At 47.5% G+C, this 26,600-nt stretch carries 24 protein-coding genes and 1 riboswitch; of the genes, 12 read left to right on the top strand and 12 right to left on the bottom strand.

Going from position 1 to position 26,600, the window contains the following annotated elements:
- The coding region (locus BUA12_RS11815; RefSeq protein ID WP_143146140.1) for an ATP-binding protein at positions 1 to 275 on the top strand (275 nt) is incomplete at its 5' end.
- A gap of 31 nt (positions 276 to 306) precedes the next feature.
- On the opposite strand, the gene BUA12_RS11810 is transcribed toward BUA12_RS11815, so the two are convergent.
- Complete coding sequence (locus BUA12_RS11810; protein ID WP_072710821.1) at positions 307 to 699, bottom strand: SDR family NAD(P)-dependent oxidoreductase; 393 nt, start codon at positions 697 to 699, stop codon at positions 307 to 309.
- Between the two features lie 242 nt (positions 700 to 941).
- Between BUA12_RS11810 and BUA12_RS11805 the strand changes: the two genes are divergently transcribed.
- The 4 genes from BUA12_RS11805 to BUA12_RS11790 all read left to right on the top strand — a co-directional run bounded on the left by BUA12_RS11805 (position 942) and on the right by BUA12_RS11790 (position 6,650).
- Complete coding sequence (locus BUA12_RS11805) at positions 942 to 1,481, top strand: helix-turn-helix domain-containing protein (protein WP_084670191.1); 540 nt, start codon at positions 942 to 944, stop codon at positions 1,479 to 1,481.
- Between the two features lie 141 nt (positions 1,482 to 1,622).
- A complete protein-coding gene (locus tag BUA12_RS11800; RefSeq protein WP_072710819.1) occupies positions 1,623 to 3,650 on the top strand; it encodes a hydantoinase/oxoprolinase family protein in 2,028 nt (675 codons plus the stop codon).
- A 1-nt stretch (position 3,651) separates the two neighbouring features.
- Complete coding sequence (locus BUA12_RS11795) at positions 3,652 to 5,322, top strand: hydantoinase B/oxoprolinase family protein (protein WP_072710818.1); 1,671 nt, start codon at positions 3,652 to 3,654, stop codon at positions 5,320 to 5,322.
- A gap of 29 nt (positions 5,323 to 5,351) precedes the next feature.
- Positions 5,352 to 6,650, top strand: a complete 1,299-nt coding sequence (locus tag BUA12_RS11790) for a purine-cytosine permease family protein (RefSeq protein ID WP_072710817.1) — start codon at positions 5,352 to 5,354, stop codon at positions 6,648 to 6,650.
- Positions 6,651 to 6,793: 143 nt separating this feature from the next.
- Here the strand turns inward: BUA12_RS11790 and BUA12_RS11785 are convergent, their stop codons facing one another.
- The 5 genes from BUA12_RS11785 to BUA12_RS11765 all read right to left on the bottom strand — a co-directional run bounded on the left by BUA12_RS11785 (position 6,794) and on the right by BUA12_RS11765 (position 12,281).
- Entirely contained in the window at positions 6,794 to 7,969 is a 1,176-nt protein-coding gene (locus tag BUA12_RS11785; protein ID WP_072710816.1) for a M20 metallopeptidase family protein, read from the bottom strand.
- Between the two features lie 33 nt (positions 7,970 to 8,002).
- The gene (locus BUA12_RS11780; protein ID WP_072710815.1) at positions 8,003 to 9,511 is read right to left on the bottom strand and encodes a tripartite tricarboxylate transporter permease; all 1,509 of its coding nucleotides are present in this window, start codon (positions 9,509 to 9,511) and stop codon (positions 8,003 to 8,005) included.
- 48 nt (positions 9,512 to 9,559) lie between these two features.
- The gene (locus tag BUA12_RS11775) at positions 9,560 to 10,033 is read right to left on the bottom strand and encodes a tripartite tricarboxylate transporter TctB family protein (protein ID WP_072710814.1); all 474 of its coding nucleotides are present in this window, start codon (positions 10,031 to 10,033) and stop codon (positions 9,560 to 9,562) included.
- A 79-nt stretch (positions 10,034 to 10,112) separates the two neighbouring features.
- Entirely contained in the window at positions 10,113 to 11,123 is a 1,011-nt protein-coding gene (locus BUA12_RS11770) for a Bug family tripartite tricarboxylate transporter substrate binding protein (RefSeq protein ID WP_072710813.1), read from the bottom strand.
- Between the two features lie 36 nt (positions 11,124 to 11,159).
- Positions 11,160 to 12,281 (bottom strand): mandelate racemase/muconate lactonizing enzyme family protein, encoded by a 1,122-nt coding sequence (locus BUA12_RS11765; RefSeq protein WP_072710812.1) that lies wholly within the window; start codon positions 12,279 to 12,281, stop codon positions 11,160 to 11,162.
- 107 nt (positions 12,282 to 12,388) lie between these two features.
- Positions 12,389 to 12,490, bottom strand: a riboswitch (SAM riboswitch).
- Between the two features lie 180 nt (positions 12,491 to 12,670).
- Between BUA12_RS11765 and BUA12_RS11760 the strand changes: the two genes are divergently transcribed.
- A complete protein-coding gene (locus BUA12_RS11760) occupies positions 12,671 to 14,044 on the top strand; it encodes a sigma-54 interaction domain-containing protein (RefSeq protein ID WP_072710811.1) in 1,374 nt (457 codons plus the stop codon).
- Positions 14,045 to 14,105: 61 nt separating this feature from the next.
- On the opposite strand, the gene BUA12_RS11755 is transcribed toward BUA12_RS11760, so the two are convergent.
- Entirely contained in the window at positions 14,106 to 15,506 is a 1,401-nt protein-coding gene (locus tag BUA12_RS11755) for a YjiH family protein (protein WP_072710810.1), read from the bottom strand.
- Positions 15,507 to 15,887: 381 nt separating this feature from the next.
- Between BUA12_RS11755 and speB the strand changes: the two genes are divergently transcribed.
- The 3 genes from speB (at position 15,888) to BUA12_RS11740 (ending at position 18,737) form a co-directional block, all read left to right on the top strand.
- Positions 15,888 to 16,889 (top strand): agmatinase, encoded by a 1,002-nt coding sequence (gene speB / locus BUA12_RS11750; RefSeq protein WP_072710809.1) that lies wholly within the window; start codon positions 15,888 to 15,890, stop codon positions 16,887 to 16,889.
- Positions 16,890 to 17,023: 134 nt separating this feature from the next.
- The gene (locus BUA12_RS11745) at positions 17,024 to 18,457 is read left to right on the top strand and encodes an NAD-dependent epimerase/dehydratase family protein (RefSeq protein WP_072710808.1); all 1,434 of its coding nucleotides are present in this window, start codon (positions 17,024 to 17,026) and stop codon (positions 18,455 to 18,457) included.
- 4 nt (positions 18,458 to 18,461) lie between these two features.
- Entirely contained in the window at positions 18,462 to 18,737 is a 276-nt protein-coding gene (locus tag BUA12_RS11740; protein ID WP_072710807.1) for a hypothetical protein, read from the top strand.
- A gap of 72 nt (positions 18,738 to 18,809) precedes the next feature.
- Here BUA12_RS11740 and BUA12_RS11735 read toward each other — a convergent pair whose 3' ends face one another.
- The 3 genes from BUA12_RS11735 to BUA12_RS11725 all read right to left on the bottom strand — a co-directional run bounded on the left by BUA12_RS11735 (position 18,810) and on the right by BUA12_RS11725 (position 22,100).
- Positions 18,810 to 19,736, bottom strand: a complete 927-nt coding sequence (locus BUA12_RS11735) for a glycine betaine ABC transporter substrate-binding protein (protein WP_178138270.1) — start codon at positions 19,734 to 19,736, stop codon at positions 18,810 to 18,812.
- Positions 19,737 to 20,005: 269 nt separating this feature from the next.
- The gene (locus BUA12_RS11730) at positions 20,006 to 20,935 is read right to left on the bottom strand and encodes a nucleoside hydrolase (RefSeq protein ID WP_072710805.1); all 930 of its coding nucleotides are present in this window, start codon (positions 20,933 to 20,935) and stop codon (positions 20,006 to 20,008) included.
- 1 nt (position 20,936) lies between these two features.
- A complete protein-coding gene (locus BUA12_RS11725; RefSeq protein ID WP_072710804.1) occupies positions 20,937 to 22,100 on the bottom strand; it encodes an acyl-CoA dehydrogenase family protein in 1,164 nt (387 codons plus the stop codon).
- Between the two features lie 129 nt (positions 22,101 to 22,229).
- Between BUA12_RS11725 and BUA12_RS11720 the strand changes: the two genes are divergently transcribed.
- The 3 genes from BUA12_RS11720 to BUA12_RS11710 all read left to right on the top strand — a co-directional run bounded on the left by BUA12_RS11720 (position 22,230) and on the right by BUA12_RS11710 (position 24,142).
- Complete coding sequence (locus tag BUA12_RS11720; RefSeq protein WP_072710803.1) at positions 22,230 to 22,925, top strand: sirohydrochlorin chelatase; 696 nt, start codon at positions 22,230 to 22,232, stop codon at positions 22,923 to 22,925.
- 79 nt (positions 22,926 to 23,004) lie between these two features.
- On the top strand, positions 23,005 to 23,442 hold the full coding sequence (locus BUA12_RS11715; RefSeq protein WP_072710802.1) for a VOC family protein: 438 nt from the start codon (positions 23,005 to 23,007) through the stop codon (positions 23,440 to 23,442).
- A gap of 61 nt (positions 23,443 to 23,503) precedes the next feature.
- Positions 23,504 to 24,142, top strand: coding sequence for an alpha/beta hydrolase (locus BUA12_RS11710; protein ID WP_072710801.1), 639 nt, complete (start codon positions 23,504 to 23,506; stop codon positions 24,140 to 24,142).
- A gap of 54 nt (positions 24,143 to 24,196) precedes the next feature.
- On the opposite strand, the gene BUA12_RS11705 is transcribed toward BUA12_RS11710, so the two are convergent.
- Positions 24,197 to 24,967 (bottom strand): SDR family NAD(P)-dependent oxidoreductase, encoded by a 771-nt coding sequence (locus BUA12_RS11705; protein WP_072710800.1) that lies wholly within the window; start codon positions 24,965 to 24,967, stop codon positions 24,197 to 24,199.
- 111 nt (positions 24,968 to 25,078) lie between these two features.
- Positions 25,079 to 26,488 carry a MocR-like transcriptional regulator GabR gene (gene gabR, locus BUA12_RS11700; protein WP_072710799.1) on the bottom strand — a complete coding sequence of 470 codons (1,410 nt, stop codon included), beginning with the start codon at positions 26,486 to 26,488 and terminating at the stop codon, positions 25,079 to 25,081.
- Between the last annotated feature and the right edge of the window lie 112 nt (positions 26,489 to 26,600).

Genomic DNA, 26,600 nt, shown 5'->3' with positions numbered 1-26,600 from the left:
TGATCATCATCGACGACTTAATGTATATGGCCATGGACCAGAATGAAGCCAATCTCTTTTTTCATCTGGTGAACCATCTTTACGAAAGGAGTGTTGTCATACTCACCTCAAACAAAGGACCTGAGGAGTGGGGAGAATTACTGGGAGATCAGGGGATTACGACCGCGATTTTAGATCGCCTGCTCCATCGCTCTGAAGTCCTTCACTTGGACGGCGACAGTCATAGAATCAAACATCGAAAAACATTGTTTCAAGCAAAAAGTGTTCAGAATTAATGAGCGGAAAGTGTTCAGAACCACTTGACGGTTACACATGCTCCTTCATAGCATTCGCTTCATGCTTTGTTGCCAGAAATACACCATGTAGGACGATATCGACAGTTGTTTTCCAGTCTTCAAAGCTCTGCTCCATAATTAATCCCGATTTACTCAAACCAGCTACGTTAAATCCGTAATCTAATTGTCCAAATTTCTTCACTGCAGTATCAATGAGATTTCTCATGTCGTCTTCCGAAGTTACATTGGCAATGACCCCGACAACTTTATCCGGGTACTGTTCCTCGATTTCCTTCAATTTCTCTTCATTCAAATCTCCGATGGCGACTTTGACATCATGCTGTAATAATTGTTCGACGATTGAATATCCAATACCTGATGCGCCACCAGTGACCACTGCGACTTTTCCTCGCAACCCCTTCATTAATTGATTCCCCTTTTTATATAATTTATGAATCAATTATATAATAGTATAGCAACCTCATTTGAGAAAGCGTTTTCTTTATTTATCTTATAAATTTTTAATGTATAGCCATTGGTTAGTTTAGAATTCTTAAGATTATAAAAAATATTTAGAATATATAGAAATGTCTTTTAATTATAGAGTGGATATGATATATTACTTATTACAGTTATACTGTAATAAATTACGATGTAGGTGTAATTATGAAGGAAGTGTCAGAACAGATAAAAGCTTTTCGTTTACAACAAGGTAAAACCTTAAAAAAACTGAGTGAGGACACAGGTTTATCTGTTAGTTTTCTCTCTCAAGTGGAAAGGGGGGAAAGTTCGTTAGCGATAACTTCATTGAACAAAATAGCCGAAGCATTGGATATCCATATCAAGACTTTCTTCGAACCAGAACATGCTCATGACTTTAAGATTGTACCTTCGGAAATTGTTCCTTTTAAATTAGAGAAATCAGATCAAGAATTATTAAGAGTCTCAAGCGATTTTGAAAATCGTCGTTTGGATAGTTATATAGTCAAAGTTCCTCCGAAGAGCCAGAGTGAACCTTCAAGCCATGAAGGGGAGGAGATGTACTATGTTATTGAAGGAGAGGCAAAATTTTATATAGATGAAAAAGAATATACTCTCCTGAAAGGTGAAATGATTCATTATCCATCTACTTATAAGCATTACTATAAAAATAATTCTCAAGAAGATTTAATGATTCTATGTGTACTTACTCCGAAATTATTTTAATTCTTATTTAAATTAAAGGTTTGTAAAAGCGTTTTCTTAAATAATAATGTATAAAATTTAAAAATACTAGATAAATTACATCGATGATAAAAGTAATAGTAGTAATAGAATAGATAGGGATAAGGGAAGGGGAAAAAAGCTTTGAAAAGATATAGTTTGTCAGCAGATATAGGCGGCACTTTCACCGATATAGTTTTATACGATAGAGAAAAAGAAGATTATAATTCCGCAAAGGTTCCAACCATTAAAGAAAATTTATCTAAAGGGGTCTTAGATGGCATTGCTACTATGATAGATGATTTTTCAGAAGTCGAGTTTTTTGTTCATGGAACCACTGCAGGATTGAACGCTTTTCTTGAGAGAAAAGGAGCTGATATCGCTTTAATAGTCACCAAGGGATTCAGAGATGTCAATGAGATTGGAAGAGCCAACCGGTCTGAAATTTATAATATCCAGTACAGACAACCTGAGCCATTAGTTAAAAGAAGAAATATATTCGAACTTGATGAAAGAGTACTTTATGACGGAACAGTCCATAAAGAAGTTTCGGAAGATGAAGTAAATAAATTAATAGATGAGATAGAGGATGCAGGGTATGAATCAGTCTCCATAGCTCTGCTCCATTCCTATAAAAATCCAGAAAATGAACTAAAGGTATTGGATGTACTCAAGAAAAGGAATAATAAATTCTCAATCTCTCTTTCTCATAACATAGTCAGGGAATGGAGAGAATATGAAAGAACAAGCACGACATTAATAAATGCATATATTGCGCCTATCGTTGAAAATTATTTGAATCAATTCGAAGAGCAACTCGAAGAAAAAGGCACTGAGAATGACTTATTTATAATGCAATCAAATGGCGGAGTTATGACCTCAGAAGTGGCGAAGGATAAACCGATACAGACTCTACTATCCGGACCTGTAGGCGGAACTATGGGAGGGGTCACATTAGGCGAACAAACTTCCAATGATAACTTAATCTGTGTTGATATGGGCGGGACGAGCTTTGATGTCAGTATGATCATAAACGGGGAACCGGATGTGACTTCAGAGGTCAATATAGAAAAATTTCCTATTTTATCACCAATGGTCAATATGCACACCATCGGAGCTGGTGGAGGATCGATTGCCTGGATAGAAGGCGGAGGCTTGAGAGTAGGGCCACATAGTGCGGGTGCAGTCCCTGGACCAGTTTGCTATGGCAAAGGTGGAATCGAACCGACAGTAACCGATGCCAATGTTGTACTTGGCAGAATCGATCCTGCTGATTTTTTAGGCGGGAATATGAAACTGGATTTTGAAGGCGCATACAAAGCTATCGAAGAGCTGGGGAAACAGCTCGGATTGGGAGTTTATGAAACGGCGGAAGGCATATGCGAAATAGCCAATGCAAAAATGGCTGATGCCATCAGAACGCTTACAATTTCAAAAGGAATAGATCCCAGAGATTTCACCTTGGTCGCATTTGGCGGAGCAGGGCCGATGCATGCAATGTTCATAGCGGAAAATCTCGGTATTAATAAAATAATTGTCCCAGCTTCAGCGGGGACATTCTCTGCTTGGGGTATGTTACAAACTGATATCAGGCATGATGACGTGAGAACATACGTCTCACTTTTAAGGGCCAGTGATGAAGCAACTATGAAAAATCTATTCAATCAAATGATTTTGAATTCTGAAAGTGTACTTAAGAGCCAGAATATTGATCCCAATAATATTAAGCATAACAAACAGTATGATTTGAGATATGTTGGCCAAGAGTATACCGTAACCGTCGATGAAAACCCTGAGAGCAAAAACTTTTATGATGATTTAGAGAAAGATTTTCATGATATGCACCTTAATATATATGGTCACAATAATCCTGAGGGAGCAGTCGAAATCGTCAATTTGAGGGTGGTATCTTATGGTTTACTTGATAAAAATCCCCATAGGAAGTTAGAGGAGAATCCTGAAAAGATATCGAACTTTGAGAAGACCAATCAAGTTTTTTGGAACAACAAACAAGTGGACACAAAAATCTATAACCTTGAAAAGTTAGCAGTGAATGAAGAATTAGAAGGACCAATTATCATAGAAACTGAAACCTCCACAATAGTCGTGCCTCATAACTTCGTCGCAAAACTGGATGACACGAAAAATCTGCTAATCGAAAAGGAGAGATAAAATGATCAGTACATTTATTGAAAATCCCATAACAACTGAAATAATAAGGAATGCATTGAGTTCGGCAGCAGAAGAGATGAATGAAAGTTTGGCCAGAAGCTCTTTTTCTCCAATCATTTATGAAATGAAAGACTGTAGTGTAGGGATATATAATGAGAATGCCGAATTATTGGGACAATCTTCAGGCTTACCAACCTTTTTAGGAAACTTAGATGTATGTATCAGAGAGACTACAAAAATAATCGGAGGCAATGAAAATTATAGTCCTGGTGACGTATATATCATGAATGATTCATACCTAGCTGGAACTCATTTGAATGATATAACGGTAATCGCGCCTATTTTTTACAAGGATGATTTGGTCGGCTTTTCTGCCACACGGGCACACTGGTTGGATTTAGGAGCAAAAGATCCGGGATATCCTATGGATGCTACAGAAATCTACCAAGAAGGTCTCAGAATCCCTCCATTGAAAATTTACAATAATGGAGAGCCTATACAAGATATTATAAAATTGATTACTATGAACAGCAGATTGAGTGATCAAGCTTTAGGAGATTTAAACGCCCAAATAGCTGCTTGCAACACCGGTAACAAAAGAGTCAATGATATTGTTGAAAGACATGGAATAGAGACTTTCAGGAATTCCATCAAAGATATTTTCAGACAATCGGAATTGATTGACATACAACAAATTTCAGTAATTCCAGACGGCGTTTATACGGCAGAAGGTACACTTGATAATGACGGGGTCACCGAGGAAGAAGTACCAGTGAAAGTCAAGGTGACTATTGAAAATGAAAGATTAACCATAGATTTGGAAGGATCGAGTCCTCAAAGAATGGGTATGACCAACTGTGGGTTGGCACAAACCGTTTCAGCATGCAGGGTGGCATTTAAACATATGATTGGTCCAGATTCTCCCGTAACCGGAGGAAATTTTAAAACCATGGATATTAAAGTTCCCAAAAGATCCATATTCAGCGCAGAAGAACCTGCTGCTTGTGGTTGGTATTTTACAGCATTAGGTTTATTGATCGACCTCATAATCAAGGCATTATCTCCCGTCTTAAAAGAAGAGTCAGCAGCTGCTCATTATGGAGATTCCATGGTAGTCACTTTCTCAGGAAGAAATGAAGATGAATCGACTTTCCTATATGTAGAACCGACGGCAGGTGGATGGGGAGCCTTCTCTGCTGATGACGGACAATCAGGATTAATCAACAATTCAAACGGCGATTTCAAAAATCTGCCCGTTGAAGTGTTGGAGTCGAAATATCCATTGAAAATAAATGAGTATGGATTCAGAGTGAATTCTGGGGGAGCTGGCAGAACTCAAGGAGGACAAGGGATTGTCAGAGAATATGAATTGACGAAACCTTCCAACTTATCGCTTTGGTTTGAGAGAGCAAAAACACCTGCTTGGGGGCTATTCGATGGATTGGCGGGGAAAGCGCCTGAGGTTGAAATCATAACTAAAAACGATAAGGAGAAGCGCTTAAAAGTGAATAGTAAAGGCTTGTATGTGGGCGATAGAGTGATTGTCCAGACTGGAGGAGGCGGAGGTTTCGGACCTCCTTTAGAAAGAAATGAAGAGGAAATAAGGAATGATATTTTAGATGGCTTGATTGATGAAGATTTTGCCAGAGAGAAATATGGCTATAGTTTTTAAAAAATAGTATTTAAACAGGGGATGGGTTTATGGAAGACAAGAATAATAAGCAGTCGCCGTTAAAGCCAGTACCATCATCAGAAAGACAACATTGGATAGTTCCTGCAACAATCTTTGGGGGTCTAGAGTTTGCTGTGCCAGTTATAATGGTTGGAGCAGCTTTAGTCGGGAGTTTTAGTATATTAGAGACACTGGGGATATTGATAATCGGTTTAGTGGGTATACAGTGGCTCGGAAATGCGATCCAAGGATATATGGGGGCCAAAACAGGATTACCTGCAGCAGTCATAGCAAGATCAAGTTTTGGTTCGATTCAAGCTCGGTATATAGTAGGACTTGCACTTGTAGTTCTGAATGTAGGTTGGTTTGGTATAAACACTTCTGTAGCAGGAAATGCCTTGGCCGCTACATTGAACATCGATTATTCGGCAAACTTTGCAATTTGGGCATTGCTTACATTGGTCACAGGTGCCCTCTTCGCTCTGCCTGCAGTTTTAGGATATAACTCCATGAAATGGACGGACTATGTCGCTGTCCCAGCTGGTATCATATTAATCGCTGCAGGTGTCTATTTTGCACTATCATCGACAGGAGGATGGGAGAACTTATTTTCGTGGAACCCTGAGCCTTCAATGACTATTTTTGCCGCTATAAGTCTAGTCCTTGGAGCCAATGTAGCGCAATGGCTGATCGCTTCTGATTATACCAGATACTCGAAAGCGAAAGTGAAAGATCAAGCATTGATTCCTTTAGGTATAGTAGTTATAGGGCTACTTTTCTTCATGACAGGCGCAATCATGGCAGTAGGTGTAGGAGAGCCTGATATCGTTCTTGTAATGCAAAATTTAGGTTTCCCGTTCTGGGGATTTTTGATTCTTTGGATAGCATTATGGACTAGTCAAATTGTAGCAAGTTATTCAATTGGCTTGGCTGCTGCCAATATGTTTAATATTGATACGAATAAAGGAAGAGCAATTTTAACATTGATTGGCTCTCTTGTAGGTGTGATTTTGGCAGTTGGTGGTATATTGAATTATTTCACTGAATTTCTCATTATCATGGCTGTAGTTTACCCAACTATATTTGCTGTCATGATCGTAGATTTCTTTTTCATCAAAAAACAGAAATGGACCGATGAAAAAGGTTGGAATTGGAATGCCACCATAGCAGTCCTCTTAGGTTGTATCCTAGGGTATTTCACTCAATATATTTACCCATTCGGAATCCCAGCACTTCAGAGTTTATTACTGTCAGGAATAATATATTATGTTTTGACAAAGAGCACTGTTAAAGTGAGACAACCAGTTGCAGATCAAACTAATAGATGAATTAATAGATTAACTTTAAAACGACATTAAACCTCCTCAACATGCAGAAGAAGTAAAAAATCTGTATGTTAAGGAGGTTTTTAATAATTTATTACTACCGCTTCTAGGTGAGAGAATAAGCCAAAAGAAGCACTCAGAGTATATTAACCGCTTCTCCCAAGATCCAAAATCACATTCACATGCGTCCTGACGCCATCAATCAACACATCTTCATCAATCTTGAATTTAGGGTGGTGGTGTGGATAGATGCAGTCTTTTTTCTCATTATAAGTACCGATCATGATGTAGACGCCGGGGAGGTTTTCGGTGAATGCGCCGAAGTCTTCGCCGCCCATCATCATGATCATTTCCTTCACTCTGTCGGCACCGAAGGTTTCGGTCAGTGTCTCCCTCACTTTTGTGGTTTCCGCTTCATCATTGATGACTGCGGTGACGCCGTACTGGTAATCGAGGTCATATGCCGCGCCGTAGATGTCGCAGTTGGATTTAATGATGACTTCAATCTTCTCTTTTGCGAGTTTGCGCATTTCCGCACTCGCGGAGCGGACGCTGCCGCTGATTGTCGCAGTCTGCGGGATGACGTTTTCCGCACCGGTGCCGGCATGGAAGTTCGTCACTGAAACAACCAGGTTGTCGAGCGGGCTCGCCAGGCGTGAGACGATGTCCTGCACTTGTGAGACGATGCGGGAACCGATGAGCACCGGATCGACCGAGTTCTCCGGCTGGGAGGAGTGGCCGCCCTTACCGGTGATGGTCAAATTGAAGATATCCGAATTCGCAGTCACCGGTCCCGACTTGATATGAATCTCCCCGACAGGCAAAGTCGTCATGATGTGCTGGGCGAAAACGACATCCAGGTCATCGAACTGCCCGGTCGCGACCATTTCCCTCGCTCCGCCCGGCGGTGTTTCTTCAGCATGCTGGAAAATCAAATACACTTCACCGTGGATTTTATCTTTATTATTGGAGAGTACTTTCGCTGCCCCGAGCAGCATCGCCGCATGGGCATCATGACCGCAGGCATGCATCTTTCCATCAATTTCAGAGGTGAAGTCGAGGTCGTCCCGGTCCTCCTGGATCGGCAGTGCATCTATGTCAGCGCGCAGTCCCACTTTCCTCCCGGGCTGTTCTCCTTTGATGATGCCGAGCACGCTGGTTTCTGTCGGGCGGCTGACTTCTATGCCGTCCATGTTTTTAAGTGCCTGCTCGATGTAATCGCTCGTCCAGTGTTCCTGGTAGGAGAGTTCCGGATGTTTATGCATGGTGCGGCGCCATTCGATGACCTGGGGTTCGACTGTCTTTATTTGCTGATCCAACATATAAAACCTTCCTTTGATGTAATTTAAGTTCCGTTACTGACCCGGCAGCACTTTATCCTTCTTGTCCAATATCCTTCTCCTGTACCATTTGAACATTGGGATGAGGAGGCTCAGGAATGCGAGGACGAGCAGCACGGCGCTGATCGGGCGTGTGAAGAAGATGCTGAAGTCGCCGCCTGAGATGATGAGTGCTCTTCTGAAGTGGTCCTCGATCATGGTGCCGAGTACGAGTCCGAGTATCATCGGGGCAAGCGGGAATTTCGCCTTCGTCAGATTGTAGCCGATGATGCCGGCGATGACCATGACGACGAGGTCGAGCATCGAGTTGCGCACGGCATATGTACCGATGAAACAGAAGATGACAATCATCGGGCCGATGATGTAGTAGGGCGCCCTCAGGATATACGAGAAGATGCTGATGAACGGCTTGCTGAAGATGATGACCGAGATGTTCGCAAGGAGCAGCCCGCCAATGATCGTGTAGACGAGGATGCCCTGCTGCTCGATCAATAAAGGACCCGGCTGGACGCCGTTCATGATGAATGCACCCAGTATGACTGCGGTCGTCGCACTTCCCGGTATGCCGAGTGCGAGCAGCGGGACGATCGCGCCCATGGCTGCAGAGTTGTTGGCGGATTCCGGTGCGGCGACGCCTTCAGGTATGCCTGTGCCGAATGACTTCGAGTCTTTTGAGAAGCTTGAGCTCATGCTGTAGCTGACGAGCGAAGCGCTCGTTGCACCGACACCGGGCAGGATGCCGATGAAGAAGCCGAGCAGGGAGGACTGGCCGATGGTGCGCTTCAACCTGTTCAAAAGGCCGAGCCCCGGGAATTTCGTCTTCGGGCTTGCTGTCTTTTCTTTCGTAAAGTAATCTTCCTGCACTTTACGGAGTACCTCCGCAAGCGCAAAGAGGCCGATGATGACCGCGACGAAATCGATGCCCGAACGGAGTCCGGTGACGTCGAACGTGAAGCGGGCGACGCCTGAGCTGCTGTCGAGTCCGACGGTCGCGATAAGCAGGCCGATGAGCACACCGATCATCCCTTTGACGAAGCTCCCGCCGCCGAGGACGCTCACGATGACGAGGGCCAGGAATATCAGTGAAAAGTATTCAGGGGAGGAAAAATTCAAGGCGAAGGAAGCGAGTACAGGTGTGAGTATAATCAGGAACACACATCCGATCAGCCCGCCTGTGGCTGAACTGAAGATGGCGACACCCAATGCTTCGCCGGGCTTCCCTTTTTTGGTCATTTCGTACCCGTCGAAGACGGTCGCGACGGCTTCGGGTGTTCCGGGTGTATTGAATAGTATGGCGCTGATAGAGCCCGAGAATACGGACGTCGTATAGACTGCGGTTAAGAGCAGGAGTGCCGGAATCGGGTCGAGGCCGTATGCCACCGGGAGCAGTATGACGACGAGCATGGTGCCGCTGATTCCAGGTATGGCACCACCGAGTATGCCGATGAAGACACCCACGAACAACATGATGATATGGATCGGTGTGAACACATTTGCAAAACCACCCAACAGATCTTCGAACACGATTTTCCCCTCCTTTTATTCAAAACGATTATTTGTATTCAAAAGTGTTTAATAGAAAAAGTATGAAACTTCCCGCATGAACCCGACGCCCCGCGGCATGGAAATCCTGAGCAGAACGGGGAAGAGGAACGTCACCACCGCCGTACCGACCAAAGGCGTGAGCATCAGCGGCAGCACCTTCCGCATGCCTGCGATGAATGCAAGCATGAAGATCCATATCGGTGTTGCGATGATGAAGCCGATATATATAAGTGCGGGGATATACATGATGATGAGGATCAGGAAGCCCCAGAACTTCACGGCATCGAACCGATCCCCCGATTTTTCCCCTGAATCCTTCTTCAAACGGTACAGGGAGTGGATCAGCAGGATGAAGCCGAATATGAACAGTGAGATCAGCAGGATACGCGGCCACATTGTGGGGCCGATTTCCTCACTCGCTGCAGCCTCGATGCTGAAAGTGTCATAAAATAAAAAGACGGATAACAAAATGATGACAATGGAAATTCCTATATTCCGCACCGGGTCCACCTCCATGCATAAATTTTGAAAAGAGAGCAGCCGTATCGGCTGCGCCCTCTTCAGATGGTGCTATTTCACTTTAATTTAAAGTTTCTTCATATTCTTCCAGAAGCTCTTCGTTGAGTGCCTCATATTCTTCACGCGGCAGGTAGCCGTCTTCCCTGATATGAAGGTAGTTGTCCTCTTCATACTGCAGGTATTCTTCATCTTCAAGGATGACTTCTGCGTACGCTTCTTCCAGTACATTGATGATTTCTTCAGGTGTATCGGACTTCACGTAGAAGCTCCTTGCGTTGCCGTCGGTGAACTCCCAGCCCCTCTCAGGGTTCGTCGGTACATCTTCAAAACCTTCAACTTCCTCGTCATCAATGAAGATCGCGAGGACATCCAGGTCCCCGGATTCGATGGTGGCTCTCGCAGGGCCGATCTCTTCAAGCATCAGGTCGGTGTGTCCGCCGAGCACATCACTGTGCATCATGCCCGCTTCATCATACGGCACGTATCTCAGTTCAATACCGAGATCCTCCATGACCCTGTTGGCGCTCAGTTCATCGAAACCGTCAGCGGAAGTGCCGCCGATGGTGATGGTGCCAGGGTTTTCCTCAGCCGCTTCAATCACTGCATCGATATCATCGAATTCACTGTCCGAGCTTGTCTGGATGGTGTATGTGTCCAGCTGGCCGCGGCCGAGCGGCGTATAGTCATCCAAAGGATAAGGCGTTGAATCCGTTGCGATGTTGACGAGTATATCCGGTGTCGCCACCCAGATCGTGTAGCCGTCCGCCGGCTGGTTCTGTACATATTCCTCAGCGATCGCACCGCGGGAACCCGGCTGGTTCACGACGTTGATGTTTTCGCCGAGTTTTTCACTCATCTTCTGGCCGACAAGGCGGGCGAAGTTGTCCGTGCCGCCGCCCTCACCGTATCCGACGACAAGTTCGATCGTACGCTCGGGATAGTTCGCCGCTTCACCGCCGGCATCACCGTTCCCTTCATTTGATGTGTCTTCCCCGCCGCCGTTGCCGCAGGCCTGCAGGAACACGACGGATAAAAATAAGATTGCTGCAAATAATATATGATTTCTTTTCATTTTCCTCTTCCTTTTCATTCTCCCCAACGGGGCATTTTATTCATCCAGTAAAGTCTCTTCCGCCACCGCTTCGTTCATTGCCATGCCGAGCCCGGTGACGTCCGGCGCTTCAAAGTAGATGCCGTCATCTTTCCTGACTTCCTTCAGCGCAGGGCCGTCGAACAGCCTGTTCTGGAAGAAGCCGCGGTCCGGCGTGAAGTATTCAATCCACTGCACATTCGGCAGGCCGACGGCCATATGGATATGGACCTGCTGGAGGTTCCACGGGGCGACGGGGATGTTGTGCATCGTCGCGAAATTGTAGATCTTCATCCAGTCCGTGATGCCGCCGGTCGTGGCAGCGTCGGGCTGTGCGATATCGAGGGCATTCCGTTCGATCAGGTGCCTGAATTCATCCAGGCCTTCATGCTGCTCGCCGCCCGCGATGTAGGTGCTGCCTGCGAACTGTTTGACGCGCGCATATCCGGCGGTGTCTTCGTAAGGCACCGGCTCCTCGAGCCAGTACAGGTCATATTTTTCCCATTTCTTCAGCTGCTGTATGGCGGTTTCTGCATCCCATGAGCCGTTGACGTCGACCATCAGCTTGATGTCCGGTCCGATGGCTTCCCTGACGAGGCGCACCCGCTCATCCGCCTCTTCGATCGGGACGGCGCTGGTGCCGCAGCGGATCTTCAGGGCCGTATGCCCCTGCTCCGTGTATTCCACAGCCTTCGCTGCGAGTTCATCCGGCGGGAGCTGGTGGGCGACGTTCGCATATGTCTTCACGTGCTGTTTGTGGCCGCCGAAGAGTCCCGATACCGGCAAGTTCGCCGCTTTACCCTTGATGTCCCAGAGGGCGATGTCGATTGCGCCGATGCATTTACGGAATATGCCTTTTCCGCCGAGTTTCCAAGTGGTGCTGTACATGCGCTGCCAGACATCTTCCGTATGCAAAGGGTTCTCCCCGAGGACGACGTTCCTCAGGTTGCGTTCAAGCAGGGTGGCGATGACGTCGCCGATATGCCCGTGAGAGAAGACGGGGAGGGAAAGGAAACCCGTCCCGCTTATTCCTGCATCCGTCTGCACCTCGACCGTGATGACTTCATAGCCGTCGGCATGCTTCATGTCCGGGCGCTGGTTATCCCAATATCTCTTTACCACCACATCTGATATTTTCATATTCGATCATTCCTTCCTTTATGTATGTGAATGACATTCATGGAGTCATCCGGAAATAAAAAGACCCCTTCTACAGTAGAAGAGGCCGGGTTCGACTGGTGGAGCTCTTCTTATCTTCAAAGCCTTTGGCTTCCTGGAATTGGCACAGTACCGTACAGCCTGTTGCCGAGGTTTCAAAGGGCCAGTCCCTCCATCTCTCTGGATAAGTGTCATGAATATTCTATTCGGTTATTGATTTAGTCAAGTAATATTAAACTAAATAATCAGACTTGTCAATTGAATTCTGACATTTATTTATGACATTTGTAAGGCTTTCGTGAATACCCCACTTAATGGCTTATGTTATATTTGTGTGGACGCAAACTATACTTTAACTGGGGGTGGACAATATGACGGATAAGCTTTTTACAAGGGATGAGTTCCAGGCCTTGATAGATTCCTCCTATGATGGCATCCACATCACCGATGCGGAAGGCGTGACACTTTTCTACAACAAGGCATGTGAGGAAATCGAGGGCATCAAACGTGAGGATATCATCGGTAAAAATGTTCAGCATTTCGTGGATACGGAGGTCTATCCGGAATCGATCACCCTCGCGGCAATCGCAAAGAAAGAGCGTGTGAATATGTTCCAGAACATCAACGGTAAGCTGGTCATGGCGAGTGCCACCCCGTTCTTCGACGGGGAGAAGCAAATGAAAGGGATTGTCGTGAACTCCCGGGACATCACCTCGCTCAATAACCTGAGGGACGAACTGGAGGAAGCGAAACACCTCAGCAAGAACTACCATATGGAGCTCGAACAGATGAAATACCGGGATATAGACAGTGCGGTCATCGCAAGGGATGTGACGATGGAGAAAATCATCCAACTGGTCATGCGTGTCGCTTCGGTCAAATCATCAGTGCTGATCCAGGGGGAACCGGGGGCCGGAAAGGGAGTCATCGCCCGCCTGATCCACAGCTACAGTCCGGTGAAGGATCAACCGTTCATGAAACTCGACTGCGGCACGATTACGGAGACACTGCTTGAAGCAGAACTGTTCGGCCGTGAAAATGGGACCGCAGAAGGCATGAGGAAAGGGTTATTGGATCTGGCGGACGGCGGCACCTTGTTTCTGGACGATATAGATGAATTGTCATTATCCCTGCAGAGCAAGCTGCTCACTGTCATTCAGGAAGAGAGGTTCACCCGTATCGGCGGCTCAGAGGAAATACCGGCTGATGTACGAATCATTGCTGCGACCAATAAGAACTTGGAAGAAATGGTGAAAGGAAAAAAATTCAGGGAAGAACTCTACTACCGCCTGAATATCATTCCAATCGACATCCCACCGCTCAGGAAGCGGAGGGATGACATCTATCCGCTTGTAATGCAGAACCTTAAAAAGGTCAATAAAAAGTACAATCTGGATAAGCGGATCGACGCACAGGCGATGGATGTCCTGGTCGGTTACCACTGGCCGGGTAATGTGAGGGAGCTTGAAAATATCGTTGAGCGGCTCGTAGTCACAAGTCCGGAATCCACCATCGACTATGTGGATGTGCCTTTTGAAATCAAGAATTCCCAAATCGAGAGCCTTTCCTTCATGGAGATGGACGGGACGCAATCACTGGCTGGCATCGTGGCGAACTTCGAAAAGCAGGTGCTGCTGAATGCGATGGAGGCGGACGGAGATGTGTTCAGCATGGCAAAGGCGTTTAAAGTCGACCCGACGACCATCCGCAGGAAGTTCCATAAGTATGGTATAGAATTCAAGTGAAATCCGGTGAAAAAAAGTGACGGCACCTCCAATCGGGAGTGCCGCCACTTTTAATTTTCAATTAGAATAACAAGTGCATGAAGATGGCCACAAGCGGCATTGCAATGAGCGTCCTCAAAGTGAAAATGACAATCAGTTCCCAGAGTTTAAGTGGCAGCCCAGTCGACAGCATGACGGCGCCGGTCTCAGCGAAGAAGATGATCTGCACCATCGATACTGCAGTGACGAAGTATCTTGCCTGGACATCGAGCGTGCCCACCATATCCGAAATGTAAAGCACCGGCAGAAACATTTCAGCGAGTCCGAGTGCCAAGGAAGGTGCAATCAATGCAGCATCCGGGACCCGCAACAACTGGATGAAAGGTGCGATGACGGCACCGATGATCTCAAAAGTCGGTGTGTATTCAGCGAGTATCAGCACTGAAACGCCGATGGCGAATAGCATCGAAAGCACTTTCGGAAGGACCGCCAAACCTTCCTTCAAACTTTTCTTGATTTCCTTGAAGAAATCATTCGCATCGGCAGCCTGATCTATCGCTGAATTGACGGCGATGCCGAGCGTGTTTTTATTATACGTTTCCGCAACCCTGTCTTCCGGCGTCTGTGCACTGTCATCGATATAGACATTCTTCTTCAATGACAGCGGCGGGATGCGGATCATGATGAAGGCGATGATGAATGCCACAAGAAATGATGAGAAGTACACTTTCCCGAAGTGATCCATCAGACCTGCCGTATCGATGACGACGGCTGCAAAGCCTATACTGACAGCACTGAAGCTGGTCGTGATGACAGCCGCTTCCTTTTTCGTGTAGTACTTCATGTTATAGAGCTTGGTGGTGAAAAGCACCGCCACCGAAGATGATGTCAAAAATGAAGTGATGGCATCCACCGCGCTCTTGCCCGGCACCTTGAAGATCGGACGCATGATCGGCTGGAGCAGTGTGCCGATGAAATCGATCGATCCGTAGTTGACGAAGAACGGGATGAAGATCGCACCGAGCGGGATGACCCACATGACCGCAAGTGCAATGCCGGACATCAGTTCCCCCGTGCCTGAGCCGACGATCGCCTCCGGACCGTTGAATGCCGGTATGGAAACCTGCAAAGTGTAGAGTATGGAGTATGCAGCTCCTACAAAGTAGATCGGAATATATACTTTTGAATCTTTCGCATAATGGCTATGTAACTTAGTGCCCTCTTTAGAAATGAATTTCCCGACAACGCTGAGTAAGGCGTTGGTGAGTATGAGTACGGTCATCATCCATATGCCCACGATGCCGAAAAAGTCGATGAGTGTATTATAGATGAACCCGAAAAGTATTTCCGTGTTTCCATTGATCTGGAAAGGTATGAAGAATATCAATATTGCGATGCTCGTGAAAAATATGAACCTGCTTACCCCTAAAACGTAGCGCTTTCTGCTGAGTGGCATTTCCGTCTTGCTGAAATGTTCATTCATGGCGAGTCCCCCTTTGTTAATTAAAGATTCCTTATTTTCAGAAATCCATCTCCCTTGAAAACCATTATGCACATGGGCATATTATTTAACAAGAGTTTTCCGACATAAAATTTTATTAAATTAAAACTTTTAAAATGCAATAATGCATTTAAAATCAATTATAACGGTCATTAAAACCTCATTTAACGGTCTTTAAATGTTAATAATGTAATATTGCATTTAAATGCAATACTGAATTTAGTTCATTATTTTTTATATTTTATTGAAATTATTTTGCGTTTTTGTATTGTGTTTACGGGGAAACCGTGATAGATTTTAGTCACTGATAGATTTAAGAAAAGTCAGAAATTTAACATTAGTATATAACAGGGGGAATATATCATGGTAAGACCGGATGAAAAACAATTTTTGAATCTGCCGTTCACAGGCATCAGCACTTTTGGAAAGTACCCGATTTGTGATGACGTGGAGAAGCTTTCCGAGATGGAGGCGGATGTCGCGGTGATCGGTGTACCGAACGACATGGGGACACAATGGAAGTCGGGCGCAAGAATGGGGCCGAGGGCAGTGCGTGAAGGATCGACATTATACAGTTTTGGCCTGGAGGGTGCGTATGATATTGAAAATGATATCACTTACCTTGGACCTGATTGGAAAGTATTGGACTGTGGTGATGTGGACATCGTCCATGGGGACATCATGCAGAGTCACGACAATACTGAGGAGATGGTGAGGAAGATCGTTTCACAGGGTGCCATGCCGGTGATCATCGGCGGCGATCATTCGATTACCGCTCCTATCGGCAAGGGTTTGGAGGACCTCGGTCCGTTTCATGTCATTCAGATCGATGCACATCTTGATTGGGCAGACCATAGGTCGGGCATGCGTTACGGCCACGGCAACTGCATCCGGAGGTTATCGGAGCTTGATCATGTGGAGAATATCTACCAGTTCGGTATTCGCGGTATCAGCAGCAGCAAGAAGGAAGATGTCGATGCGGCGAGGGACTACGGTTCTACAATACTGTCGCCGAAGAAGATGCGCATGAAGGGCATCCAGGGTCTGCTCGACCTCATTCCGGAAGGCGAGAAGTACTACATTACAATCGATATCGACGGTGTCGACCCTTCCATAGCACCGGGGACGGGCACACCTTCACCGGGCGGACTGCTCTATGATGAAGTGAATGACTTCCTTAAAGCCATTGCAGGGCACGGCGAAGTGATCGGATTCGATTTGGTTGAGGTCGCACCGCAGTATGACCCGACGGGGATGACGGGGCAGACTGCCGCAAGGATCATGCTCGACCTGCTCAGCTATGTCCTGAAGGAGAAGGAGCTGAAGGGTGCCGGGAAAGAGCTGGCTTTCTTCGAAAGTAAGTAATCATATAAATACATGCCCTCAAAGTAGGGCGTGTATTTTTTATATCGAATTGGCTTATCTAGAATCTTTTTTTTAATACATATATGTCAGGTTACAGGGTATAAGTACATAACTATTCATGAAGGGGTGCTTAGATGAAAATATTATTGACCGGCGCGTCGGGTTACATCGGCGGGAACTTGATGGAAAGCCTGAAAGAAGAGTACGAAATCATCGCAGTCTCAAGGAATATTGATAATAAGGAAGATGAGGAGAACGTCACCTGGAAGGAGGCGGATCTTTATTCGCAGCTGGACGTCGAGAAGGTGATGGAAGGGGTGGACATCGCCATCTACCTCGTCCATTCCATGCAGCCGTCCTCCAAGCTCGACCAGGGCACGTTCGCTGACAAGGATGCGATCCTTGCGGACAATTTCGCCTGGGCGGCGAAAAAGCATGACATCGATCACATCATCTATCTCAGCGGCATCGTACCGGATGATGATGAGCTGTCGACTCATCTCGAGAGCCGTCTGGAGTGCGAGAGGATACTCGGGTCCTACGGCATCCCCGTCTCCACAATGCGTGCGGGACTGATCGTCGGCCCGAAGGGCTCATCATTCCCGATCCTCCATAATCTCGTGAAGCGTCTGCCGGGGCTGCTGCTGCCGGCATGGGCATACAACCGTACACATCCGGTGGCGTTGAAGGATGTCATCACGGGACTCACAAAACTCGTGACACGCAAACCGGAGCAGAGCGAATCCATCGACATCGGCGGCCCGGAAGAGAAGAGTTACCGCCAATTGTTCGAGGAGACGGCCGAAGTGATGGATAAAAAGCTGCCGATGGTGGATGTCCCCATCATACCGATTTTCCTCTCAAAACTATGGGTGAGCGTGGTCGCACAGAAACCGAAGGAAATGGTCTATCCATTGCTCGACAGCCTCACCCACAGCATGGTCATGAAAGAGGAGAATTATGTCGAGGGCATCTCCAACGCGCCGACCACCTTCAAAGAAAGCGTGAGGATCGCACTCGAAGGTGAACTTGATCAGAGTAGTTCCTCGGGCGGGGGGATACTTCAGAAGAAGGATCTGGAGAAGAATGATGTGAAATCCGTACAGCGCATCAGGATTCCGGCACAATGGTCGATCGAAGATACAGCAGATTATTATATCAACTGGCTGTCGAGGATCGGCGGCAAGTTGATCAATACAAGCGTCGATCAAAATGAAACATCGATCACGCTGCCTTTCTTCAAAAATCCGATACTGGTTTTTGAAAAGTCGGATGAACGTTCATATGAAGACCGTTTGTTGTTCTACATCAAGGGCGGACAATTTTCAAGGACTGATGATGGCGGCCGTGCACGTCTTGAATTCCGCCGGATTCTGGATACCGATGAAGTGCTCATCGCACTGCATGAATATGAACCGACCCTGCCATGGTTCGTCTATACGTTGACCCAGGCGAAGGTCCATCTCCTTGTCATGAAGGCATTTGGATTCGAGACACGCCTGCTCGCTGATATGCTCGGATCAAAATATGCAAGGTATGTATCGAGTCCGCATGCGGGGAGGGCATAGGAAGATGGCACAGGCTGAAGGCAATACGCCAGGAGATGGGATGAACGATAAGGCATTAGAAAAAGACGGCTCCCAGTCCCGGGAGGTCATTGACGATTTCTCTGAAGGACTGCGTGCCGATTTGATTGAGGAAGGATATGAAGGGGAAGCGTTGGAGCAGGTTTTTGCCAATGAAAAGGCTTCGTTCGTATCTGCAGTCAATCAGTTCAAAGAAGCAGTGCGCCAACGGAATGCAGATCGTCAATCTGGAGAGTTGCCTGACGATGAATTGAATGATTAAGAGAGTGGGACACTTCCGCTCCAAGAAGACACCCCCGGAAGCAATCAAGCTTCCGGGGGTGTCTTAAGTGTGTCAATTTTTTGGTGCCAGGTCTTCGAGTGAATCGACACTCATATATTCAGGGACGGCGATGCCAATTTTGGCACCTTCCGTATGCGGTCCCAGATCATCAATCTGATTTGAGTATTCATTATAATAAGTTTCATCTGTAATGGGGAGCCACGGGGAAAGGGAGGCATCCGCATCGCCTGCAGAAATGGCTTCAAACAGGGAGAGTGTATCTAATACAGTCAATGTGACATCGAATCCATGCTGGCTTAAAGCAGCAGCAGCCACATTGGCTGTGAAGAGTGCATCATCCCGGTATGTTGTGACCAGTGCGACGGGCACACCTTCTGCAGGCGCTGCGCCGGATGTCCATTCTTCAACTGCATCCTGGTTTGCTGCCACCCACTCGCGGGCGATCTGAGCATGGTCGGACGCCGGGTCTGAGCCTTGCAGCACCGCTTCTTCAATCGTCTCCATCTCAAATTGGATGCTGTCCAGGATGGCATAGGCCCCGGGCAGGTCTTCTTCCAGTCCTGTTCTGACAATCGTCCTCATGCTCTCTCCCTCACCAAAGATGCTTTCAGGGTCCTCCAGATATTTGAGGTCATATTGTGAGAACTTGAAGTGGGGTGACCATGCCGCGACGGCGATCGGTTCTTCATTCTCCACGGCATCATCAAGTTCGGCAAGCATCGCAGCGGCAGATGCATTGTCCTGCTGCCATCCCTCCAGGCTGTCATACGCTTCTGTTGCATCATTGATCACTGCAGTATGTCCGGCGCCGAGATCCACCCCGGTGATCGTGAAGTCCATTTCTTCACTGTAGTTCAGACCGGGGCCACCACCGCTGAAATCATCAGCCTCCGTCCTGTCAGTGCCACACCCTCCTGCAACCAGGGATGAAAATAAAATTCCAAATAACATGAATCTCATGAAATTGAAATTGAACAACATGTATTGACTCCTTTTCAATAATGATGGTAAAGCTGATGAAAGCTTTGAGCATCCATTATAACAATTATGTGATTTAATTCCCAATATTATGCTGTAAGTGCTGGTATGAAAGGAAAGCGGAAGCGGAACCTGAAAAGGCTCCGCTTCCGTTTGGTGTGATTAAGATTTATGATAACGTCGTCGATCACTGGCTGCCTGGAAGCTGTTGCTTTCTCTCATCCACAATAAGTACGCATCAGAGGCTCGGCTTCAAGGCAGGTGAGTGATCATCCACCCAGCTTCTCCACGAAGTCCTCCAGGAACCGTCCGCTGTCGACGCCGAGGCAGATCTTCACGTTCGGTGCCTTACCGAGCAGCCCCCGGAAGTCGCAGATGGTCTGACCGTAGCTCAAGGGGCTCGAAGTCTCCACATCGACATGGCAGGCTTTCGTTTCAAGCAGGTTGGGATCGAGCACGTAACCGACCGTGAGGGGATCATGCAGTGCGCACTGTCTTTTGCCGTAGAGCCTGAGGCCATAATCCATATATTCATCCGTCGCGTCTTTGACGAAGTCATAATATTTCGTGCCTTTGAGCTTTTCCACATGTTCATCGGTCATCATCACCTGATGTGTGACGTCGAGGCTGACGAGAGTGATGTCGAGTCCTTTATGGAAGACGACTTTCGCCGCTTCCGCATCTGCAAAAATGTTGAACTCGGATGTCGGCAGCATGTTGCCGTAACCGGCATCCGACACGACGCCGCCCATGATGACGACCCGTCCGATCATGTCTTTGATCTCAGGTGCTTTTTTCAAGGCGAGTGCCAGATTGGTCAGCGGGCCGACCATGATGAGGGTCAATTCTTCTTTGTGTTCACGTGCACTTTCAATGATGAAGTCCGCTGCAAAGGTGTCCTCGAGCGGCTTTGTCACCACCATGTCATCGAGTGCGTTGCCGATGCCGTCGTTCCCGTGCACTTTGAACTCATGGACGGCTTCCCTCAAATAAGGTTCGACCGCCCCCGGATAGACGGGGATGTCGTTCTCTCCGGCGAGTGACAGTATTTTAAGCGTGTTCTTCGTGACGTAATCGAGGGGAACGTTACCGTTGACGGTGGTGATCCCCAATATATCCAGCTGTTTGCTTTCGATTGCGTACAATATCGCCAGGGCGTCATCGATGCCGGTGTCGACATCCATTATGATTTTCTCCATATTACACTTCAGTCCTTTCAATGGCAGATTTCGCAAGGTTGATGATGACCATGTCATCCATCGGCGGGTTGTGGAGCCCTGCGCGGACATTCCTGTAATGCCTCTGCAGTTCGTCATCCGCATTCAGGCTCTTCGCGCCGACGGTGCGCATGGCGAGGTCGACGATTTCCACGGCTTTGTTGACGACGGATGTCTTCACGGCCCCGAGCACCGGGCCCATCTCTTTTCTTTCTTCATTGTTCGCTGTGTCCCACTGCTTTGCCGTGGAATAAAGGAATGCCTCCGACTCCATGACTGCGAGCTCCATCCTGCCGATTTTCTCCTGCACATTCGGCAGTTCTGAAATCGTCCCTGCGATGCTGTTGGGGGAGTAGCTTTTTGCGAACTTCACCGCTGCCGTCTGTGCCGCTTTCGCGATGCCGAGGTAACAGGCGGGGATATGCAGGAGCCACCCTGACGGGTCCTTTTTACCCGGTGTCCTGAATGAAACGAGGTCGTCTGCCTCCACCCGCACCTCCTCCATGATGAAGTCATGACTGCCGCTTGCCCGCATGGCGATCGAGTTCCATGTTTCGTCGATGCGGACACCCTCGAGGCCTGTATCGACGATGAAATCCCCGACTTCACCGGTGGCCTCGATGGTCGCACTGACTGAGGCATATTTCAGGACGGGGGAGAGTGTGGCGAAGGTCTTCCTGCCGTTCAGGATCCAGAACTCACCGTCCTTGACTGCCGTCGTCTCCGGTTTCCCGCCGCGTGTCGGGCTCCCGGTTGCGGGTTCGGTGGCGAGGTTGTTGATGAGGGCACCGTTTTCAATCACATCCGTCGCGACCTTTCTATACTTCGACGCCTCCCACGTCTTCTTTTCACCAAGGTCCATGATGATGCCCATATGCCAGCCGATGGACAGTGCGGTGGCCGCATCATATTTCGCGATGGTTTCCTGATGCTTCATCAATTCGGCGAGGCTGATGCCGCCGCCACCATATTCTTTCGGGACGGAAAGGGCAGGATAACCGATGCTCTTCAGCACCTTGAAATTATCGAACGGGAAAGTGATGTTTTCATCATGTTCCCGGGCCGTTGCCTTGAAGGTTTTCGCGGTCTCTTCGACCAAATTCAAACGCTCTTCATGATTCAAATCCTGTAATGTCTTCAATTTCATATCCTCTCCAAAGTTCTGAGTGATCAGTGTTTGATTCAATTATTCCACAGCGCCGGTGATTAATCAAAAGCAGGCATTGATGCGGCGGGAAAGGGGTATTGTATAAAATTAAAGGAAAGGAAGTGTCTTATGATCAGACATCTGCTGCTTGCCCACGGTGTCAGACGGGGCGATTTGAACGAGAAGCTGAATGCGCGTATCGATGCACTGATGGCACCTTATGATCTTGAATTTTCAACCGCGTTTTTGGAAAGTGATACACAGAATGCCCATATCGTGATCGACCGGCTGATTGCGGACGGGGCAGGACATATCGTGATCACACCGCTGTTCATACTGCCGGCGTCCCACGTGAAGGAGGATATACCGGAAATCGTACGCAGTTTCAGAACCTCGCATCCCGAAGTGGAGATTGAAGTGCGGCCGGTCCTCACCGCCCATCCATTGGTAAAAGAAATCATCAGGCAGCGAGTGGACGATGCTCCGGCAAAGGACGGTACAGCTGCCGTCATCATTGCCCATGGCAATCCGCGCTTCCCGGAAGCGGATGAAGCACTTGAATCCTTCACGGAAAATCTGGACCTCGGGTGCGATGCCCATGCGATGATGCTGTACGGAAAGCTGAACTTTGAAAAACTGCTGCCTGAAATCTCCGGGAAGTACCGGCAACTGATCATCGTGCCTTTATTTTTATATGATGGCTACATGACATCAAAAATCAAAGATATGGTAGAGGGACTGGACCTTCATGTGTCTTATGAAATGACAGCGAGTCTGGACTTCGACCCGCTGCTCGGGCAGGTGATCAAAGATTTAAGCGAGTGAGAGGTGTAATAATTCACTTTGTGATGGGGTTATTATATAATTAATACATTAATATATCGTCATTACAGGAGGGGTTCCCATGTTCAAGGTCATTCCCTATTTCAATTTCCAGAATGCGCTTGAAGCAATCGATTATTACGTGGAATATTTTGATGCGGAAGTGGTGTCGGTGACGAAAGCGGATCATGAAATGTTCGAAGGTGCGTCTGAGGAGTTTAAGATGTCTGAAGAGGAAGCGGAAAAATTCGTCATGAACGCAGAGATAAAGATTCTGGGGGAGCCGATCTTCATCAGCAGCACATGGGGCGGAAAAGAGATCAATAATGAAGGGGCGCAGGTGGCCTTCGTCTTTGATGGTGATGATGAAGAGGCGGTCGGGACGGCGGGTGCTTTCTTCGGGAAAGCTTCAAGTGCGGCGGCACGGATTCATATGCCTTTGGGTCCGGCCGAGTGGACATCGTTGTTCGGGTCATTCGAGGATAAGTATGGTATCGACTGGATGATCAGTGCGAATTGATTTCTTAAGGCGTGTCTTTACCATATAATGGTGGGTAACATGACAATTAGGAGGCAGAATTGTGCAGGATACTTATTATTATGAAGTGAAGACACCGCAGAACTACGATGAGAATAAAGAATATCCGATTCTGTTCGCGTTCCACGGCATCGGCCACCATGAAGAATTTGCATGGATCAACTTCGGCGGCATCATGGATGACTTCATCGTCGTGGGGGTCCGCGGTGATATGGAATACAAAAACGGCTATGCTTATTATCATCTCGAGGATTTCGGAAAACCGGACATGGAGACGTTCGATGATTGTATGAAGAAAATGCCGGCATTCATAAAAGATGTGATCGATGAATACCCGGTGGATGAGAACCATGTATATCTCGGCGGCTTCAGCCAAGGGGCTATCCTGTCCAATGCGCTCGCCATGGTGATGGGTGATGAAATCGCCGGCATCGTCTCGATGAATGGGTATGTCCCGGAATTTCTGGAAGAGAGGTACGGCGTCAAGGATGTGACACATCTTGATGTCTTTCTGTCGGACGGCCGGGAGGACGAATTATTCCCGCCCGAAGTCGGCCGGAAGAACGAGAAGTATTTTAAGGAAAAAGGTGCGGATGTCACTTATACGACATATGAGACAGCCCACGCAGTCGGCGATGAAAACAAGGCAGACGTGGCGCGGTGGCTGTTGGAGAAGCTTTAAAACAAAACAAGCGATGAGGCGGTTTACCGACCCTCATCGCTTGTTTTATTTTCGTCAATCCGCCTGCATGCCACCGTCCACATTATAGAGCGAACCCGTGACGAACTTGGCATCATCGGAAGCGAGGAATGCGACCACTTTCGCCACTTCCTCCGGTGTGCCGAAACGTCCGAAGGGAATACCCTGCTTGATGGCTTCACCTGATTTTTCCGGCTCACCTGGCGTCAGGTTATTTTGGATATCCGACAGCATATCCGTATCGATCGCGGCAGGTGCGACGGCATTGACCCTGATGTTGTCGCCGGCCACTTCCAGGGCGGCTGTTTTGGTCAAGCCTGCGACCGCATGCTTTGAAGCGATATAGCCTGCCATCCCGGCCGAACCGATGTATGCAGCATTGGATGCCGTATTGACGATGGCACCGTGGCCCTGCTGCTCCATCTGTCTGATGACGTATTTCATGCCTAAAAATACGCCGGTGGTATTGATGTTCATGATCATATCGAATTCTTTCTTGTCCAGGTCCTTAATGTTCTTGAACGGTCCGTTGATGCCTGCATTGTTGAAGAACACATCGATCTTATCGAACTTCTCGACGGTTTCCTCTACATAATTCTTCACACTTTCTTCATCCGTGACGTCCCCTGTAATGGTATGGACTTTGTCTGATCCGAGATTTTCTGAAGCCTGCTTCAACGCCTCTTCATTCAAGTCGACCAATACGACTGAAGCCCCTCTGTCCAAAAATTCCTTGGCGCCTGCCTGACCGATGCCGCCGGCACCGCCCGTAATCAACACGATTTTGTCTTCAAATGATTGACTCAAGATGTTGCCCCCTCTGTTATAGTATGTCTACATTCCAAAGATACAACTTGTTGAAACCGTTTTCAAATATTGTGCTTGAAGCGGTCATGGCGTCGGGGGCTGCCGGGCCCTTCATTCAAAGACCGCCTTGTAAAGGAGCCGGGTGATGCTCCCGACTTCATCTATATCGAGATTGGCGAAGCCGAGCACATATTCCTTCCACGCATCATCGTCCGCCACGTAATCCGTCGAAAAGCGCCTGATGTCGTACAGTTCAAGCGAGGCGGCTTCGGCACGGGCCTTGATGTCGTCATATGACCGGTCCGTCTTGAATTTCGCGATGAAATGAAGCCCTGCCGGCACATCCACGATGTCGATCTTTTCCTTGAAATGCGCCCTCAATGCCTCGACCAGTATCATCCTGTTGTGCTCATAATGGCTGTTCATCCTTTTGACGTAACGGCTGTATTCCCCGGATTCCATGAAGTATTTTAAAGTGTATAACTGGAGGCTGTCATTTCCCTGAAGCCAGTACTTGTACCTCTGTTTATACTTTTCGAGCAGCTTGATGGGGAGGATCATATAACTGATGCGGAAGCTCGGCAGAAGGGTTTTGGAGAATGTCCCCATGTAGATCACCTTCTGGTTCTTGTCCAGGCTCTGCAGTGAAGGGATGCTGTCCGTGCAGTATTTGAATTCACTGTCGTAATCATCTTCTATGATATAACGCTCATCTTTTTCCGACACCCAGTTCAGAAGATCGATCCTTTTGGAGATCGGCATGATGATGCCGAGCGGGAACTGATGGGAGGGTGTGAGGAACTGAATACTCGTGTGTTCCTCCTCCATCTTACATATATCGACACCTTCCGTGTCCAACGGGATATCCACTACATTGATGCCTTTGTCGTTCAACATGTCCCGGACCCTGGAGTAGCCCGGATTCTCAATGCCGACTTTGACGTCGGATTCGAAGAGGTCGATGAGTTGGCTGATCAGCGGCTGGGTCCCGGTGCCGATGACGATCTGTTCAGCGAAGCAGTTGATGCCCCGGGTCACGGAAATGAGGTTCCTGATCGCTTCCCGGACTTCGAGCGGCCCCTGGGGATGATTCAGCTGGGAGATGTCGAACTGGTGATTCTGAATCACATCCCTTTGAAAGCTCATCCATTTCTTATAGGGGAAGAAACTGCTGTTCACGGTCATATGGGACAGGGAATATTTATATCGTCCCGGACCTTCATTTTCCTTTAAATCCCCGGGGAGTTCTTCCGGTAAGTGCGCCTCGGTATTATACTTATTGATCGCTTCTGTATAATAGCCTCTCTTTTCGACGGCGTAGACATAACCTTCCGCAATCAGCTGGTCATATGCCGTGGCGACCGAATTCACACTCACATTCAAATCTTTTGCGAGCTCCCGCTTCGAAGGGAGCTTATATCCTTTCGGGATCTTGCCGGATATGATCATATCTTTAAGGCTTTCATATATTTGCCGGTATTTGAATTTCGAATGGCTTGAAGATAAGTTGATTTCCAACATCCTTCTGGCTCCTTTCAATCTGGTGCCTATATTATTATGAAATTGGTACTTTCAATTATACCAATATTTGAAATAATGACTATACTCATATAATGAAAGGGGTTTCCATAAC

Source organism: Lacicoccus alkaliphilus DSM 16010, from assembly GCF_900142805.1.
Classification (GTDB): Bacteria; Bacillota; Bacilli; order Staphylococcales; family Salinicoccaceae; genus Lacicoccus; species Lacicoccus alkaliphilus.
Note: the sequence above shows the minus strand (reverse complement) of the source record. Positions and strands in the feature narration are given on the sequence as shown.

Excerpts from the sequence above, each read along its gene's own strand:
- BUA12_RS11810 (WP_072710821.1), bottom strand. The coding sequence starts at position 699 with ATGAAGGGGTTGCGAGGAAAAGTCGCAGTGGTCACTGGTGGCGCATCA.
- BUA12_RS11805 (WP_084670191.1), top strand. The coding sequence starts at position 942 with ATGAAGGAAGTGTCAGAACAGATAAAAGCTTTTCGTTTACAACAAGGT.
- BUA12_RS11795 (WP_072710818.1), top strand. The coding sequence starts at position 3,652 with ATGATCAGTACATTTATTGAAAATCCCATAACAACTGAAATAATAAGG.
- BUA12_RS11790 (WP_072710817.1), top strand. The coding sequence starts at position 5,352 with ATGGAAGACAAGAATAATAAGCAGTCGCCGTTAAAGCCAGTACCATCA.
- BUA12_RS11785 (WP_072710816.1), bottom strand. The coding sequence starts at position 7,969 with ATGTTGGATCAGCAAATAAAGACAGTCGAACCCCAGGTCATCGAATGG.
- BUA12_RS11770 (WP_072710813.1), bottom strand. The coding sequence starts at position 11,123 with ATGAAAAGAAATCATATATTATTTGCAGCAATCTTATTTTTATCCGTC.
- BUA12_RS11765 (WP_072710812.1), bottom strand. The coding sequence starts at position 12,281 with ATGAAAATATCAGATGTGGTGGTAAAGAGATATTGGGATAACCAGCGC.
- BUA12_RS11760 (WP_072710811.1), top strand. The coding sequence starts at position 12,671 with ATGACGGATAAGCTTTTTACAAGGGATGAGTTCCAGGCCTTGATAGAT.
- BUA12_RS11755 (WP_072710810.1), bottom strand. The coding sequence starts at position 15,506 with ATGAATGAACATTTCAGCAAGACGGAAATGCCACTCAGCAGAAAGCGC.
- speB (WP_072710809.1), top strand. The coding sequence starts at position 15,888 with ATGGTAAGACCGGATGAAAAACAATTTTTGAATCTGCCGTTCACAGGC.
- BUA12_RS11745 (WP_072710808.1), top strand. The coding sequence starts at position 17,024 with ATGAAAATATTATTGACCGGCGCGTCGGGTTACATCGGCGGGAACTTG.
- BUA12_RS11740 (WP_072710807.1), top strand. The coding sequence starts at position 18,462 with ATGGCACAGGCTGAAGGCAATACGCCAGGAGATGGGATGAACGATAAG.
- BUA12_RS11730 (WP_072710805.1), bottom strand. The coding sequence starts at position 20,935 with ATGGAGAAAATCATAATGGATGTCGACACCGGCATCGATGACGCCCTG.
- BUA12_RS11725 (WP_072710804.1), bottom strand. The coding sequence starts at position 22,100 with ATGAAATTGAAGACATTACAGGATTTGAATCATGAAGAGCGTTTGAAT.
- BUA12_RS11720 (WP_072710803.1), top strand. The coding sequence starts at position 22,230 with ATGATCAGACATCTGCTGCTTGCCCACGGTGTCAGACGGGGCGATTTG.
- BUA12_RS11715 (WP_072710802.1), top strand. The coding sequence starts at position 23,005 with ATGTTCAAGGTCATTCCCTATTTCAATTTCCAGAATGCGCTTGAAGCA.
- gabR (WP_072710799.1), bottom strand. The coding sequence starts at position 26,488 with ATGTTGGAAATCAACTTATCTTCAAGCCATTCGAAATTCAAATACCGG.